13 protein-coding genes are annotated in these 15,145 nt (G+C 38.0%); 7 read left to right on the forward strand and 6 right to left on the reverse strand.

What is annotated here, in order from left to right:
* Nucleotides 1-147: 147 nt before the first annotated feature.
* The 4 genes from WC623_RS06045 to WC623_RS06060 all read right to left on the reverse strand — a co-directional run bounded on the left by WC623_RS06045 (nt 148) and on the right by WC623_RS06060 (nt 5,947).
* Entirely contained in the window at nt 148-1,401 is a 1,254-nt protein-coding gene (locus tag WC623_RS06045; protein WP_372848995.1) for an anthranilate synthase component I family protein, read from the reverse strand.
* Between the two features lie 471 nt (nt 1,402-1,872).
* Complete coding sequence (locus WC623_RS06050; RefSeq protein ID WP_372848997.1) at nt 1,873-3,150, reverse strand: adenylosuccinate synthase; 1,278 nt, start codon at nt 3,148-3,150, stop codon at nt 1,873-1,875.
* A gap of 34 nt (nt 3,151-3,184) precedes the next feature.
* Nucleotides 3,185-3,676 carry a transcriptional repressor gene (locus tag WC623_RS06055; protein WP_349785988.1) on the reverse strand — a complete coding sequence of 164 codons (492 nt, stop codon included), beginning with the start codon at nt 3,674-3,676 and terminating at the stop codon, nt 3,185-3,187.
* Nucleotides 3,677-3,739: 63 nt separating this feature from the next.
* Nucleotides 3,740-5,947 (reverse strand): bifunctional (p)ppGpp synthetase/guanosine-3',5'-bis(diphosphate) 3'-pyrophosphohydrolase, encoded by a 2,208-nt coding sequence (locus WC623_RS06060; protein ID WP_372848999.1) that lies wholly within the window; start codon nt 5,945-5,947, stop codon nt 3,740-3,742.
* A gap of 266 nt (nt 5,948-6,213) precedes the next feature.
* Between WC623_RS06060 and WC623_RS06065 the strand changes: the two genes are divergently transcribed.
* The 4 genes from WC623_RS06065 to WC623_RS06080 all read left to right on the forward strand — a co-directional run bounded on the left by WC623_RS06065 (nt 6,214) and on the right by WC623_RS06080 (nt 9,475).
* Nucleotides 6,214-6,831, forward strand: coding sequence for a DUF4294 domain-containing protein (locus tag WC623_RS06065; RefSeq protein ID WP_372849001.1), 618 nt, complete (start codon nt 6,214-6,216; stop codon nt 6,829-6,831).
* 4 nt (nt 6,832-6,835) lie between these two features.
* Nucleotides 6,836-7,312, forward strand: a complete 477-nt coding sequence (locus WC623_RS06070) for a glutathione peroxidase (RefSeq protein ID WP_372849003.1) — start codon at nt 6,836-6,838, stop codon at nt 7,310-7,312.
* Between the two features lie 16 nt (nt 7,313-7,328).
* A complete protein-coding gene (gene bshB1, locus WC623_RS06075; protein WP_372849005.1) occupies nt 7,329-8,045 on the forward strand; it encodes a bacillithiol biosynthesis deacetylase BshB1 in 717 nt (238 codons plus the stop codon).
* Between the two features lie 68 nt (nt 8,046-8,113).
* Nucleotides 8,114-9,475, forward strand: coding sequence for an acyl-CoA dehydrogenase family protein (locus WC623_RS06080; RefSeq protein WP_372849007.1), 1,362 nt, complete (start codon nt 8,114-8,116; stop codon nt 9,473-9,475).
* On the opposite strand, the gene WC623_RS06085 is transcribed toward WC623_RS06080, so the two are convergent.
* Together WC623_RS06085 and lat are read right to left on the reverse strand one after the other, a co-directional pair.
* Nucleotides 9,450-9,866 (reverse strand): hypothetical protein, encoded by a 417-nt coding sequence (locus WC623_RS06085; protein ID WP_372849009.1) that lies wholly within the window; start codon nt 9,864-9,866, stop codon nt 9,450-9,452. The genes WC623_RS06080 and WC623_RS06085 overlap by 26 nt on opposite strands.
* Nucleotides 9,866-11,197 carry an L-lysine 6-transaminase gene (gene lat, locus WC623_RS06090; protein ID WP_372849011.1) on the reverse strand — a complete coding sequence of 444 codons (1,332 nt, stop codon included), beginning with the start codon at nt 11,195-11,197 and terminating at the stop codon, nt 9,866-9,868. The genes WC623_RS06085 and lat overlap by 1 nt, the downstream gene beginning before the upstream one ends.
* Nucleotides 11,198-11,494: 297 nt before the next feature.
* Here lat and tkt point away from each other — a divergent pair, with 297 nt between their 5' ends.
* Genes tkt through WC623_RS06105 form a run of 3 tightly spaced genes read left to right on the forward strand, consistent with a single transcriptional unit; the run spans nt 11,495 to nt 15,144 of the window.
* Nucleotides 11,495-13,495, forward strand: a complete 2,001-nt coding sequence (tkt, locus tag WC623_RS06095; protein ID WP_372849013.1) for a transketolase — start codon at nt 11,495-11,497, stop codon at nt 13,493-13,495.
* Nucleotides 13,492-14,103: an HAD family hydrolase gene (locus WC623_RS06100; RefSeq protein WP_372849015.1), complete on the forward strand. Its 612-nt coding sequence runs from the start codon at nt 13,492-13,494 to the stop codon at nt 14,101-14,103. The genes tkt and WC623_RS06100 overlap by 4 nt, the downstream gene beginning before the upstream one ends.
* Before the next feature lie 9 nt (nt 14,104-14,112).
* On the forward strand, nt 14,113-15,144 hold the full coding sequence (locus WC623_RS06105) for a class I fructose-bisphosphate aldolase (RefSeq protein ID WP_372849017.1): 1,032 nt from the start codon (nt 14,113-14,115) through the stop codon (nt 15,142-15,144).
* Nucleotide 15,145 lies beyond the last annotated feature (1 nt).

Consider the following 15,145-nt stretch of genomic DNA (forward strand, 5'->3'; position numbering starts at 1 on the left):
GATTTTGCAGAACGGTATTGTTCCAACATTTGTCGTACACAATGCAACTTGAATTCAAGACTGTGTTTCTTTTTCTTTATCATAAAAATGCCCCCAGAAAGTGTCTAACTTTTTGGGGGCACTGCAAAATGGTGGCCTTTTTAGATTTTAAGAGCCAAGAGTTTGGATGATGGCCGATGCTTTCAACATACATTCCTCATACTCTGAATTTGCATCTGCGGCAAAAGTTATTGCACCACCAACCTGAAAGGATAAATAGTCTTTCTCAGCATTGTACATAATGCTGCGGATAATGACATTAAAATCAAAATCAGATTCAGGACTTATGTAGCCAAATGCACCAGAATAACTACCTCGCTTACTTGATTCGTATTCTTCTATCAGTTGCATTGCTTTTACCTTAGGTGCCCCAGTCATAGAACCCATTGGAAAAGTATGTTTAATGGCATCTATGAAATGTACATCAGGGTTTAGTTCACAACTAATCGTTGAAATCATTTGGTAGACTTGTGGAAAACCATAAATTCCAAAAAGTTCATCCACTTTTACACTTCCACTTAAGGCCGCTTTGGTCAGGTCATTCCTAACAAGGTCAACTATCATCACATTTTCAGCCTGTTCCTTGGTATTCTCCCTTAGTGCGGTTCTGATTTGTAAATCTATTTTAGGGTCTGCATTGCGTTTTGCAGTGCCTTTTATAGGCTGGGAGATTAAACGGTTTTCTCTTTTACATAAATATCTCTCCGGACTTGCAGAAAGGATATACTGATCTCTAACTTTAAAGAATCCGGCAAATGGAGTGGGAGAGATCTGACACAATCGTTGGTAAATCTCGATCGGATTAATAACAGCGTGTTCAGCAAAAAATTCCTGGCAAAAGTTTACCTCATAAATATCACCACGAGCAATATGTTGTTGTAGGGCCTTGACTGTCTCAATATAGGCCGTTTTTGAAATCCTGTTTTGTACATTGATAGGTGAATGGTTTTTCTCAATAGAACCACTATGTTGATTTATTATATCAATTACTTCTGGAGTACCTATTAATACTTCTACTTCAGCTGCTTTAACAATAATCAGGTGCTGGGGGACAAAGAAAAATAATTCAGGGAAATTGAGTTGATCTGAATTTTTTGATTCTAATTGCTCTATTTCGTTTTTTAAATCGTAACTGAGTAAACCAAACATCCAGGTTTTATGTAACTCATAAAAGGCTTTCAGTTCTTCAAATTTACATGCGGAACTGGCATCGAGTTCTGCTCTGGCACCAACGGCAAGTAGCAAATCATATTTGCCATAACGATCTGCATAGTTATTGGAGTCTAGGATGCAACATACTTCAAAAGTAGCAGCCCATTGCAGCGCTTTTTGTTTAAATGAGGGTAGGTCCTGAACTTTCATTTTAATCTGCGCAAATGTAGCGCATTTATAGTATACAAGGTAGGAGCAAAATGAAATGGTACTTGTTTTAATTACAAATTAAATCTATATTACATTATAATTTGGAAGAATTAGTTATTTTTGCCCATGGCATAGGTCATTTTCCAGCAAGTCTATTCTTAAAAAAACAGAAATAGAAAAGACCATTAAATTATAAAATACAAACAAATTTTTCAGACTGTTATCGAGCTTAGGAGAACGCTCGATCGGCCTTAAAGGTTAGGTCGAATCTAAGAGGTACCTCCTTCGTGTCTCGTTCGTGTTTGTTCGGTAAAATATCAATCAATATTGGTCGCAATTAGCTACAATACTAAAGGTTATTACGACTAAACTATTCGGGCCAATCAGCAACTCATAAAAATTTCAATTGAGAGAAAAAAAAGGCTGCATTCTAAACAGAATGCAGCCTTTTTGGAGTATGATATTTAAATCTTAAATCAATTCTAATGTTTGAACTCTGTCTGGACCTACAGAAAGGTATTTAACAGGTACTTCAAGCTCTTTCTCTAAGAAGGAAATATAGTTGCTGAGTGCAGCTGGTATTTCTTCAACCTTGTTTACTTTGGTCACATCAGTTTTCCAGCCTTCAATTGCTTTCAATACAGGCTTTGGTTGAACAGAGATGATGTCGTACGGCATATAGTCGATTGTTTCACCATTGTGCTCATAATGTGTACATACATAAATGGTATCAAAACCATCCAATACGTCAGCTTTCATCATGATCAGCTCAGTAACCCCATTCAACATGATAGCATATTTCAATGCTGGCAGGTCAATCCATCCACAACGACGAGCGCGTCCAGTAGTTGCACCGAATTCATGTCCAACCTGGCGTAAAGTTTCACCAACCTCATCGTTTAATTCAGTAGGGAAAGGACCACCACCAACACGAGTACAGTAAGCTTTAAAGATACCATACACATGGCCCACTTTATTTGGAGCAATACCTAATCCGGTACAAGCACCAGCAGTAGTGGTATTAGATGAAGTTACAAAAGGGTAAGAACCAAAGTCTACATCTAACAATGTACCTTGTGCACCTTCAGCAAGTACGGTTTTACCTTCTTTTAGATAACCATTTACAAAATGCTCGCTATCTACATGAGGTATATTTTTTATGAATTCAATTGCTTCGAAGAAAGCAGCTTCCTTTTCAGTCAGATCGTATTCAAACTCATAATGAGAAAGTATTTCTTTGTGTTTTTCTACCAGTTTATTGTAACGTTCTTTAAAGTCAGGTAATGTAGTATCACCAACCCTAAGACCATTACGTCCGGTTTTGTCCATATAAGTAGGGCCAATTCCTTTTAAGGTAGAGCCAATTTTATTATTACCCATTTTTTGTTCATTTGCTGCATCCAGCAATTGGTGGGTAGGTAGAATAAGGTGAGCTTTACGGGCAATTACCAGTTTGCCTTTAGCAACCGGATCATGACCTGCTTTTTTCAGGTTATCCAGTTCCCTTTTCAAAATGATGGGATCGATTACCACACCATTTCCAATAAGGTTCATTGTTTTTTCATTAAAGATACCAGATGGAATGGTGTTTAGAACAAACTTTTTGCCATCAAATTCTAAAGTATGTCCGGCATTCGGACCGCCTTGAAAACGAGCTATCAAATCATATTGTGGACTAAGTACGTCAACAATTTTTCCCTTGCCTTCATCGCCCCATTGCAGGCCCAGAAGCACGTCTACTTGCGTCATTATTTTAATTTAAAAATGGAAATATTATAATTGTTTAACTTGCATGTTTAATGTCAGAGTTCTGATTGTTCATTGCTGTTTTAGCAGAACAATCGAAACAAACGCCATAAAGATTTAAAGAGTGGTGTTTGATTTCAAATTTTAACAGTTCACCAACCATACTTTGTATCTGGTGAATGCGTGGATCACAGAATTCAACAACTTTTCCACAATCAATACAGATAATGTGGTCATGTTGGTGGTAACCATAAGATTTTTCAAACTGAGCCATGTTTTTACCAAACTGGTGTTTGGTAACCAGGTCACATGAAACCAATAACTCTAGAGTATTGTATACCGTAGCCCTGCTCACACGGTATTTCTGATTTTTCATGTGGATATAGAGCGTCTCTACATCGAAATGGTCATCTCGTGAGTATATTTCTTCTAAGATGGCAAAACGCTCCGGTGTTTTTCTCAGACTTTTATTTTCGAGGTAGGCTTCAAATATTTTCCTAACTAACTCGCTGTTGTGGTTTGTCGACATAGTTTTTAAACTCCTTTCAAAGGTACCAATTTTTTATATAAACGGTATGATTTATTGTTTTTTTTAGGCATCAAAGCGGGTAACTCCTGTAACGCCTTTTACTTCTAACAGATTTTTAATCAGGTTATCAAGGTGTTCCTTGTCGTTTACAAACACCATAATGGATCCATCGAAAATACCGTTATCTGTATCTATCGTTAATGAACGCATATTTACCTTGAAATCGTTTGATATAACCTTTGTAATATTATTGATCAATCCAACATCATCAATACCAATAATGTGAAGCCCGGTTAAGAAAGTTAGTTCTTTTTGACGGTTCCATTTTGCTTTTACAATACGATATCCATAATTGGCCATTAATTGTGCTGCATTCGGACAATTGGTGCGGTGTATTTTTATGCCTTCATTAACAGTAACAAAGCCAAAAACATCGTCTCCAGGTATTGGATTACAGCATGCTGCCAGTGTATAATCTATCTTTTGTAAGTCTTCACCAATTAAAAGAATATCAGATTCAGGGCCTTTAATTTTATGTAATAAGGCATCAATCTGCTGATTGTCATTTTTATCTGCTCCCCGGTTTTCAATCTCTTTTTCACTCGCCAGATAATCCTTTAAATCTTTTAATTCAATTTTTCCTTTTGCAACTGCAATGAAGAGGTCCTGTGTTGATTGTAGTTTAAAGAAGTAGCTTATCTTATTTAAGTTATCAGTATTGTAAGTGATCTTTAGCGATTTCATTTTGCGTTCCAGGGTTTCTTTACCCATCTCCGCAATCTTTCTCTTCTCTTCTTTTAAAGAGGATTTGATCTTTGATTTCGCTTTGGCCGTTACAACGATATTCAGCCAGTCTTCTTTAGGAGACTGCTTACTCGAAGTGATAATCTCTACCTGGTCACCATTTTGCAATTTGTGCGATAAAGGAACCAGCTTGTGGTTTACTTTAGCCCCAATACATTTGGCCCCAACATCTGTGTGAATCTCAAATGCAAAATCTAGTGCAGTAGCACCCAATGGTAATTGTAATAATGCACCTTTAGGAGTAAAAATAAAGATCTCATCAGAGAAAAGGTTCATTTTAAAGTCATCAAGGAAATCCAGGGCATTTGCTTCCGGATTATTTAACATCTCACGAACTTTCATGATCCATTGATCAAGGCCATTGTCATTGCTGGACTCTTTGTATTTCCAATGTGCAGCAAATCCTTTTTCCGCAATCTCATTCATACGCTGTGTCCGGATTTGTACTTCCACCCATTGTCCTTTAGGTCCCATTACTGTGGTATGCAGGGATTCATATCCATTTCCTTTTGGTGAAGAAACCCAATCACGCAAACGGTCGGGGTTAGGACGGTATAAATCTGTCACAATAGAATATGCTTTCCAACAATCTGCTTTTTCATTTTCAGGTGCACTGTCAAGTATAATTCTAATCGCAAACAGGTCATATACTTCGTCAAACGGAATGTTTTTGCTTTTCATCTTGTTCCATATGGAATGGATAGACTTTGGCCGTCCGTAAATATCTGCCGTTAAACCCTGTTCCGCCAATATTTCATTTATTGGTTCAACAAATCTTTTGATAAAGAGGGTTCTTTCTGCTTTCTTTTCATTGAGCTGTGTAGCAATATATTTATAGGTATCAGGCTCCAGATATTTCATGGAAAGGTCCTCCAGCTCAGATTTTATTGCATATAAACCTAAACGGTGTGCAAGCGGTGCATATAGGTAAATGGTCTCAGAAGCGATTTTTAGCTGCTTTTGTCTGGGCATAAAGTCCATAGTCCGCATATTGTGCAGTCTGTCCGCTAGTTTGATCAGAATTACCCTGACATCATCAGCTAGGGTTAGCAGCATTTTTCTGAAATTCTCTGCCTGCAGGGAGCTGTTGTAATCAAAAACTCCTGATATTTTGGTTAGTCCATCGATAATCTTGGCCGATTTTTTACCAAATTCACGTTCAATATCTTCTAAAGTGATGTCTGTATCTTCTACTACATCATGTAACAAAGCGCATACGATTGAAGTTGTACCTAAGCCAATTTCTTCCGCTGCAATCTGTGCTACTGCAATAGGATGATAAATATAAGGTTCGCCAGATTTTCTTCGCATATTTTTATGGCTTTCCAATGCCATATCAAAGGCCTTTCTGATCTCCTTTTTATCCCCACGTTGCATAGTAGGCTTACAGGCACGCAAAAGAGCACGGTATCTTTTCAGTATCTCTTGTTTTTCCGCTTCTAAATCTATCACTAATGCGTTCTTCATTCTAATATCCTCGTTTTATTCTGTTCTGGTTAGATTTATCCAATTTTGTGATTCCCTTAATATAAATCTTTTTACAAAGATTAGAACTATTACGGACAATAATTCTACCAAATGAATGTTTGTCATGTATCAGCATTTGTTGAATGAGTAAAATGGATGTATTATTTACGTAAAAAATATACCTATTTATGTCGAAAAAGGTATATTAGATTGTTATTGGAACAAAAGTATAAAATTAGCCCTAACTTTGCTGGACTTATAAAAGTATGAATTTTTACAGGTTGTTTATTCCTTTAATTGTCATTATTACAAGTACTTCCGCTGAAGCACAGGAGACTACTATGCCTGTCAAGATGCCTGTATTGGGAAAGAACGATACGATCAGAGTAGCAGGAACCAATGATAATGGAGAAATGATTCCCTGGATTTCATTAAAAGAAGTAGTGATTTACGGTGTAAGAATTTTTAAATCACCAGCAGACCAAGCTGCATATAACCGGTTGCGTTACAATGTGATGAAGGTAATGCCTTATGCTTTATTTGCCAAAAGGAGGTATGAACAACTGGAAAGGGAACTTGCCGTTACAGCAGATAAAAAGGAGCAGAAAAAGCTGGTTAAACAATGTGATAAGGAAATTAAAGAAATGTTTAACAGAGAAATTAAAGAGCTTACCATTAGCCAGGGACAAATTTTAACAAAATTGATAGACAGGGAAATAGGACGTACAACTTTTGATATTATTAAAGAGACTAAGGGCGGTGTTACTGCTTTCTTATATCAATCTGTTGCACGCGTAGTGGGACATAATTTGAAAAGTACCTATAGTGCAGAAGAAGACAGAGATATCGAGTCTATTATTATTTCCTCAGGATTTTACCATTAATGCTATGTTTGACGAATCTAAAAGCATACACCAGTTTAAGGTGAAACTAATCAATGGAACAGAAAGAAACCTTTCTGATTATAAAAATAAAGTATTACTTATCGTTAATATAGCATCAGGTTGTGGCTTCGCTCCTCAGTTGAAGGAGTTACAACAGTTACAGGAAGAAATAGGAGCTGATAATTTCGAAATTCTTGGATTTCCATCAAATGATTTTGGCCGGCAGGAGCCATTGGAAGGTCAGGCAATTACAACGTTTTGTGAAATAAATCATGGCGTGAAGTTCCCTGTATTTGCAAAAATAATGGTTAGAGGTGAACAAGCACACCCATTATTTAAATTCCTTACGCAAAAGTCTACACCACGCTGGAATTTTCATAAATACCTTATCAATAAGAATGGAGAAGTAGTGGACTACTTTTTCCCATTTACAAAGCCGCTGTCTTCAAAAATAAAAAAGAAGATTCAGCGTCTGATTTAATTATTAAAAGCATACTATGAAGTTAGATATATTGGTACTTGCCGTCCACCCGGACGATGCGGAGCTTGGTTGTTCCGGAACAATTTTGAAACATATTGAATTAGGAAAAAAAGTTGGAATTATAGATTTTACAAGAGGAGAGCTTGGTACCAGGGGATCGGCAGAGATCAGAGATGTTGAGGCTGCCGATTCAGCAAAAATTATGGGACTTCATGCACGTGAAAACCTTGGATTAAGAGATGGTTTTTTTGAGAATAATGAAGCTCATCAGCTGGAAGTGATCAAAATGATCCGTAAATACCAACCTGAAATTGTGCTGACTAATGCTTTACATGACAGGCATCCTGATCATGGACGTGCAGGGGATTTGGCTAATGATGCCTGTTTTTTAGCAGGGTTGGCAAAAATTGAGACAGAATTGGATGGCGAGAAACAATTGGCCTGGAGACCAAATCTGATATTACAATATATTCAGGATCGTTATATTGAACCAGATATCATTATTGATATTACCCCTTATTTTGAAACAAAAATAGCCGCAATTAAGGCGTTTAAAACTCAGTTCTTTAATCCTGACCTGGATGAACCAGATACTTATATCTCTTCTCCAGAGTTTTTTGAAAGCGTTATTGGCCGTGCCCGTGAATTCGGTAAATCAGTTGGTGCGACATATGGAGAAGGCTTTACGTCACGTAAACTTTTGGGTGTCGACAACCTGTTTAACCTGAGGTAGTTATTTTTTAAAATTAAGCTGATTACAACAAAAGCCATAGTATATTGTTTAAATTAAAACAGTATACTATGGCTAATATCTTTTCTTCTTTAAAAAACGCATATACACTTTTTAAAACTGTAGACTTTCAAAAGCTGGAAGCATTATCAAAAAAGGTAGACCTTACCAAGATGATGGATTCGGTTTCTAATCTGGATGAAACCCAGTTGCAGGGACTGATGAAAATGATGGGGACCCCTCATAAAAAGAAAGAATTACCTGCTATTGAGGGGGATTTTTATCATCTCGGAGAAGAAGCCTTAAAAGATGAAGACCGTGCGTTACAACTCTATGTAAGATCATTTTTAGAAAAGGAAGTGAAACCACTTGTTAACAAATATTGGTTAAAAGCAGAATTTCCTTTTGAGCTGATTCCAAAAATTGCAGAATTAAATATTTGTGGCCTTACTTATCATGGCTATGGTTGTCCAGGTAAAACAAATTTGATGGAGGGGATGCTGGCCATGGAAATGGCAAGGGTTGATACTTCTATGTCTACTTTTTTCGGTGTACAGAGCGGCCTGGCTATGGGGTCCATTTATTTACTTGGTTCAGAGGCTCAGAAGCAACAATGGTTACCTGATATGCAGCAGATGAAAATTATTGGGGCATTTGGTTTAACGGAGCCGGAAGTGGGGTCTGGAGTTGCCGGTGGTTTAACTACTACAGCAAAAAGACAGGGTAATAAATGGGTGTTAAACGGACAGAAGAAATGGATTGGTAATGCGACATTTTCAGACGTTACAATCATCTGGGCCCGTGATCTTGATGATAACCAGGTGAAGGGTTTTCTGGTTAGAAAGGGGACAAAGGGTTTTGCTGTCGAAAAGATGCAGGATAAAATGGCCTTGCGTATTGTTCAGAATGGCTTGATTACTTTAACCAATTGTGAGGTTGATGAAGAAGATCGTTTACAAAATGCAAATTCATTCAAAGATACTGCGAAGGTATTGAAAATGACAAGGGCAGGAGTAGCCTGGCAGGCAGTCGGTTGTGCCAGAGGTGCATATGAAAGTGCTTTGGATTATACACGCAAAAGGAAGCAGTTCGGTAAGCCTATAGCTTCTTATCAGCTTATACAGAACCATCTTGTTGAAATGTTATCTAATCTTACAGCCATGCAAACCATGTGTTTCCGTCTTTCTCAGTTACAGGATCAGGGCTTGTTAACCGATGAGCATGCTTCGTTGGCTAAGGTATTCTGTTCCATGCGTACAAGAGATGTCGTGAGCCGGGCAAGGGAAGTAATGGGTGGTAATGGTATTTTACTGGAATATGATGTAGCCCGTTTTGTAGCCGATGCGGAAGCAATTTATTCTTATGAAGGTACAAAAGAAATCAATACGTTAATTGTAGGGAGAGCTATTACTGGTTTCTCTGCATTTGTTTAAACATCTCAACACTTGCATTGCCCATTGCTGTTTTTTCATACAGCGCGATACAATACTGATTAAACCGGGGGTCAAAGTTAACCTTGCCGGCATAAAGGTTTTCCGGTACCGGAAAACCTTCTAAAAAGAAATAAACTTTTGTATTGCCTCCTTTATGGTGAGGCATAAAATTTCCATAAGTCTCCAATTCTGCAGCAGAGGCATCTTTTATGGTAACGGCAAAAATATGCTGTATTGGTCCGGTATTGTTTTCATTGCGATAGTGCGCAATCTCTTTAAAGCCGCCCTTCAAATCATTTACTCCGGGCTGCATAAAGGTTCCTTTTACCATCCATACTACTAACACAAGAATGAGTATTGCCAGGAATGTATTAAACTTTTTATTGCCCATTATAATGTTGGTAATATACGGTCCATCACCGCCATTCCTTCATCTATATGCTTTTTCTCAATACACAATGCCGGTCTGAAGCGTATGGTCTGGCTACCACAGCCTAAAAACATAACATTGTTTTCCAGACCTTTTTTGATGAATGAATCACGCATTTCTTTGTTCGCAAAGTCGAAAGCACACAATAAACCTTTCCCTCGAACATTACTTATGATGTTATATTTGCTGGCTAGTTTATGGAGTTCATCTTGTAAATACTGACCAACAACTGCTGCATTTTCACAAAGGTTATCTTCTGCTATAATCTGCAGAATCTGTGAAGACCTGACCATATCTACAAGATTACCTCCCCAGGTTGAGTTGATTCTTGACGAAACCTTAAACACGTTTTGTGGTATCTGATCTACCTTGTTGCCTACTAATATTCCACAAACCTGCATTTTCTTGCCAAAAGCAAGGATATCAGGTCTGGCTTTTTCGCTAAAATTCTGGTGGCACCAGAATTTTCCGGTAAGTCCTACACCTGTCTGTACTTCATCATAAATCAGAAAGGCATCATGCTCATCAGCAATAGCTTTCAGCTCGATTAAGAATTCTTCACGCAGGTGATTGTCGCCACCCTCTGATTGTACAGGTTCCACAATAATTGCGCAAATATCATCTTTATGATCAGCAAATGACTGTTTTACTTTGGCAATTGAAATAGCTTCAGTTTCAATGGCTGTTTTTAAATTCTCACCCTGCAATGGAAACTTCACAACTGGAACAGGTATTCTTGGCCAATCAAATTTTGCAAACCATTTTGTTTTATCTGGTAATGTATTGGTCAGGCTTAAGGTGTATCCTGTACGACCATGAAAGGCTTTTTCAAAGTGAAGTACTTTAAATCCTCTTTCTTCTTTATATCCTTTGGCAAAGTTTTTCTGAACTTTCCAATCCATTGCTACTTTAATGGCATTTTCTACTGCCAAACCACCTCCGGCAATAAAGAAAGCATGAGGTAGGTAATCAGGGATGCCGTGTTTTGAGAATGTATCTACAAACTGAGCATATTGTTGGGTATAAACATCCGAATTTGAAGGGTTCGCCAATGCAGCCTGTAATAAGTTTTTCTTGAATACTTCATCATTGATCATCTTTGGATGATTGTATCCTAAAGGTACAGAGGCAAAACAAGTGAAGAAATCGAGTAGATTCCGATCGTTTTTTGAATCATAAATATAAGCGCCCTGACTTTTCTCCATGTCATAAGTTAAATCAAACCCATCTGCTAAGATGTGTTTGCCAAGTGTCTCGTTTACCTGTTCTGGAGTAATTGTTAGTTCATACATAGACTGAGTTTTTGGTATGTTCCAAATGTAATAAAAACCGCCAAATTAACAAATGCAGGCGCTTTTTTGAATGATTAAGCAAAATATAGCTTTAAACAGTTTAAAGTATGTTTTTGAAATGAAATGGATTTTGGTCTTGCAAATGTGATACAAACTTGTGACGTAGCGCAGACCTGTTTTCTCATTTTTCATCGATTTTCTGCTAAAAATTCTTCTGAAACTTTTTGCATTTATATCACGAATTCGCTTTTTCATTCCTTACTACAAACCATTTATAAAAATGGCTGTTAATATGATATGACCACTATAAAATCTATTCAACAAGCGGGCATAAATACTGTCCGTACATTATCTATAGATGCAGTGCAGAAAGCAAACTCAGGACATCCCGGTACACCTATGGGGCTTGCTCCAATTGGACATGTTTTGTGGACGGAGAGTATGAATTACAATCCTCAGAATCCGGAATGGGTAAATCGTGACCGCTTCATCTTATCTGCTGGACATGCTTGTATGCTTCAGTATAGCTTTTTATATTTAACAGGCTATGATGTTACTTTGGATGATTTAAAGCATTTCAGGCAATTACATAGTAAAACAGCGGGACATCCAGAATATGGTTTGTTGCCAGGTATTGAAGTTACAACAGGTCCTTTAGGGCAGGGTTTTGCGAATGGGGTAGGATTCGCTATAGCAGAGCAACATCTTGCCGCACGTTTTAATAAACCTGGATTTGATATTTTTAATTATAAAATATATGCGATTTGTAGTGATGGTGATTTAATGGAAGGCATTACCTCTGAGGCAGCTTCTATTGCTGGACATCTTCAATTGGGCAATCTGATCTATTTATATGATGACAACCAAATCACTATAGAAGGTAGGACTGACCTGACATTTAATGAAGATGTGGTACAACGTTTTGAAGCGTATGGTTGGCACGTACAGGTTGTGGGAGATGGAAACGATATAGAAGCGTTATCTATAGCGATAAAAAATGCGCAAAAAGAAAATGGCAGGCCTTCTTTAATTAAAGTGCGTACGCATATAGGTTATGGTAGTCCAAATAAAGTTGATACTGCTGCTGCTCATGGTTCACCATTAGGTCCGGATGAAATCCGCTTGGTAAAAGAAAATTTTGGCCTTGACCCTGATAAGAGTTTCGAGGTATCAGCTGAAGTTCTTAAATATTATAGAACGGCTGGTAAAAGAGGAGAACAAACTGAATCTGAGTGGAATGAATTGTACAAACAATACAAAAAAAAATATCCGGATTTGGCGAGAGCATTTGAGGCGACAAGTAGTGGTAAACTCCCACATGGTTGGGATAAAGATTTGCCTGTTTACCAAGCCGGGGAGAAGATCGCTACACGCAAGGCTTCGGGTAAAGTATTGAATTCGATTGCTGATAAACTTCCAGATTTAATAGGAGGTTCTGCAGATCTTTCTCCATCAACTGATACAGATCTTCAAGGTTATCAATCCTTTTCTGCCACGAATCGTGAGGGACGGATTTTTCATTTTGGCATCCGTGAACATGCAATGGGCGCAATATTGAATGGTATGGCACTTAGCAAATGTGTTATCCCATTTGGTGCAACTTTTCTTATATTTTATGATTACATGAGGCCTTCGGTAAGATTGGCCGCAATCATGAAGATCAAACCTATTTTTATTTATACACATGATAGTATTGGATTGGGTGAAGATGGTACTACTCATCAACCTGTAGAACAGCTGCTGGGTTTAAGGTCTGTTCCCAATTTGGTTATGATCCGGCCGGCTGATGCAAATGAGACAGTAGCTGCATGGCGCGCAGCACTTGAACATACTGGTGGTCCCGTGGCGCTGGTATTAACCCGGCAGGAATTGCCTGTTATCGATCAAGAAAAATATACAAAAGCAAAGGAACTCAAAAAAGGTGCTTATATACTCTCGGAATCAGATGAAACACCACAAGTTATATTAATTGGAACAGGTTCCGAAGTCCATTTATTACTGGAAGCACAGAAGAAATTGAAAACAAAGAATGTAGCCGCGCGCGTTGTCAGTATGCCCTCGTGGGAATTGTTTGAACAACAAACTCTGGCATATAAAGAAAAGATATTTCCGAAAGGATTAAGAAAACGCCTGGCTGTAGAAGCTGGTTCGCCATTGGGTTGGCATAAATATGTAACCGATGAAGGCGATATCATTGGCATCAATAAATTTGGTGAATCTGCTCCGGGAGAAGAAGTATTTAATGAATACGGTTTTTCTGTAGAAAATGTGGTAAAAAGAGCAATAGCATTAATATGAGTAATAAGAAAATAAAAGTAGTTTTTTCGGACGTTGGCGGTGTATTGTTAAACAATGGCTGGGGACATGAATCCAGGCAGGCGGCGGCCCGAAAATTTGAACTCAATCATGAAGAAATGGAGGTTTTACATGGCTTCATCTTTAATGTTTATGAAATCGGAAAAATAACATTAGACGAGTATCTCGATACTGTCGTATTTAATCATCCAAGGGATTTTACAAAAGAAGATTTTAAATCATTCATGTTTGAACAATCAGTAGAGTTACCTGGCTTTCTTAAATGGTTAAAGGATTGGAAAAAAAACTGTGGAGTAAGGGTCATCTCTATTAATAACGAAGGGCGGGAGCTGAATAATCATCGTATCAAGAAGTTTGGTTTACACGATTGCTTTGATGCTTTTATATCATCTTGTGAAGTTGGAATGAGGAAGCCCGATCCCGGTATTTTTACACTTGCTATGGGGATTGCACAGGTTACTCCAGATGAGTGTATCTATTTTGACGATCGTTTAATGTTAGTACAAGCAGCACAGAAGCAAGGTATACGTAGTTATCATCATCAAGACTTTTTACCCACTAAAAATATACTGGAACAAATCAGGTCTTAATTCTAGGTTATGAGCATACATGAACTTAAAAATACGGCGCAACGGTTAATGGATGAAGGCAAAGGCTTACTTGCGATGGATGAAAGCCTTGGTACCTGTAATAAAAGGTTTAAAGCCCTTGGTATTCCTCAAACAGAAGAATATCGTAGGAAATATAGAGAACTGATTGTAACGACTCCAAACCTGGAAGATTTTATTAGTGGGACTATTCTTTTTGAGGAAACAATTTACCAAAAGACTGATGCAGGAGTTCCATTTTTAACTGTGCTTAAGGAAAAAGGGATCATTCCAGGCATAAAAGTAGACCAGGGAACAGTACCCCTGGCGGGTTTCCCTAATGAAAAAATTACGGAAGGATTAGATGGTTTACGCGGCCGACTGGCAAGTTATTATGAAATGGGATTACGGTTTGCTAAATGGCGTTCGGTGATCAATATTGATGCAGAAAGTCCAACGAGAGTAGGGATAAAAGCGAATGCATCCACACTGGCACGTTATGCTGCGCTTTGTCAGGAAGCTGGGATTGTTCCTATTGTAGAGCCAGAAGTATTGATGGATGGCGATCATACGCTTCAAAAATGTGCAGCAGTTACACAGGATGTTTTAAAGGAAGTTTTTAATGCACTTTATGATCAGCAGGTATCATTGGGAGGTATGATTTTAAAGCCAAATATGGTTTTGCCGGGAATAGATTGTGCAGACCAGGAGGATAGTGAAGCTATTGCCGAAAAAACGATCTCCTCCTTTTTAAAAGTTGTTCCGGCTGCGGTAGGTGGTGTGGCATTTCTTTCAGGTGGACAGCCTTTTATGCTGGCTTCCGAACGCTTAAATGTAATGCAACTTCGATTTGGACAAATTATGCCCTGGCCCCTGACTTTTTCATTTTCCAGAGCCATACAAGAGCCTGCTCTGGAGATGTGGAAAGGTGAGGACCGCAATAAAGAAGTGGCACAAATGGAACTTTATCATCGTGCTAAATGCAATAGTGCGGCCCGCAATGGAACATATTCAGTTGAAATGGAAAAGATTAAAAGTGTTTAAT

The organism is Pedobacter sp. (genome assembly GCF_041645105.1).
Taxonomy (GTDB): Bacteria; Bacteroidota; Bacteroidia; order Sphingobacteriales; family Sphingobacteriaceae; genus Pedobacter.

Coding starts and splice junctions, on each gene's coding strand:
- WC623_RS06080 (WP_372849007.1), top strand. CDS start 8,114: ATGGCTAATATCTTTTCTTCTTTAAAAAACGCATATACACTTTTTAAA.
- WC623_RS06065 (WP_372849001.1), top strand. CDS start 6,214: ATGAATTTTTACAGGTTGTTTATTCCTTTAATTGTCATTATTACAAGT.
- WC623_RS06055 (WP_349785988.1), bottom strand. CDS start 3,676: ATGTCGACAAACCACAACAGCGAGTTAGTTAGGAAAATATTTGAAGCC.
- WC623_RS06070 (WP_372849003.1), top strand. CDS start 6,836: ATGTTTGACGAATCTAAAAGCATACACCAGTTTAAGGTGAAACTAATC.
- WC623_RS06050 (WP_372848997.1), bottom strand. CDS start 3,150: ATGACGCAAGTAGACGTGCTTCTGGGCCTGCAATGGGGCGATGAAGGC.
- WC623_RS06105 (WP_372849017.1), top strand. CDS start 14,113: ATGAGCATACATGAACTTAAAAATACGGCGCAACGGTTAATGGATGAA.
- WC623_RS06045 (WP_372848995.1), bottom strand. CDS start 1,401: ATGAAAGTTCAGGACCTACCCTCATTTAAACAAAAAGCGCTGCAATGG.
- bshB1 (WP_372849005.1), top strand. CDS start 7,329: ATGAAGTTAGATATATTGGTACTTGCCGTCCACCCGGACGATGCGGAG.
- WC623_RS06085 (WP_372849009.1), bottom strand. CDS start 9,866: ATGGGCAATAAAAAGTTTAATACATTCCTGGCAATACTCATTCTTGTG.
- WC623_RS06100 (WP_372849015.1), top strand. CDS start 13,492: ATGAGTAATAAGAAAATAAAAGTAGTTTTTTCGGACGTTGGCGGTGTA.
- lat (WP_372849011.1), bottom strand. CDS start 11,197: ATGTATGAACTAACAATTACTCCAGAACAGGTAAACGAGACACTTGGC.
- WC623_RS06060 (WP_372848999.1), bottom strand. CDS start 5,947: ATGAAGAACGCATTAGTGATAGATTTAGAAGCGGAAAAACAAGAGATA.
- tkt (WP_372849013.1), top strand. CDS start 11,495: ATGACCACTATAAAATCTATTCAACAAGCGGGCATAAATACTGTCCGT.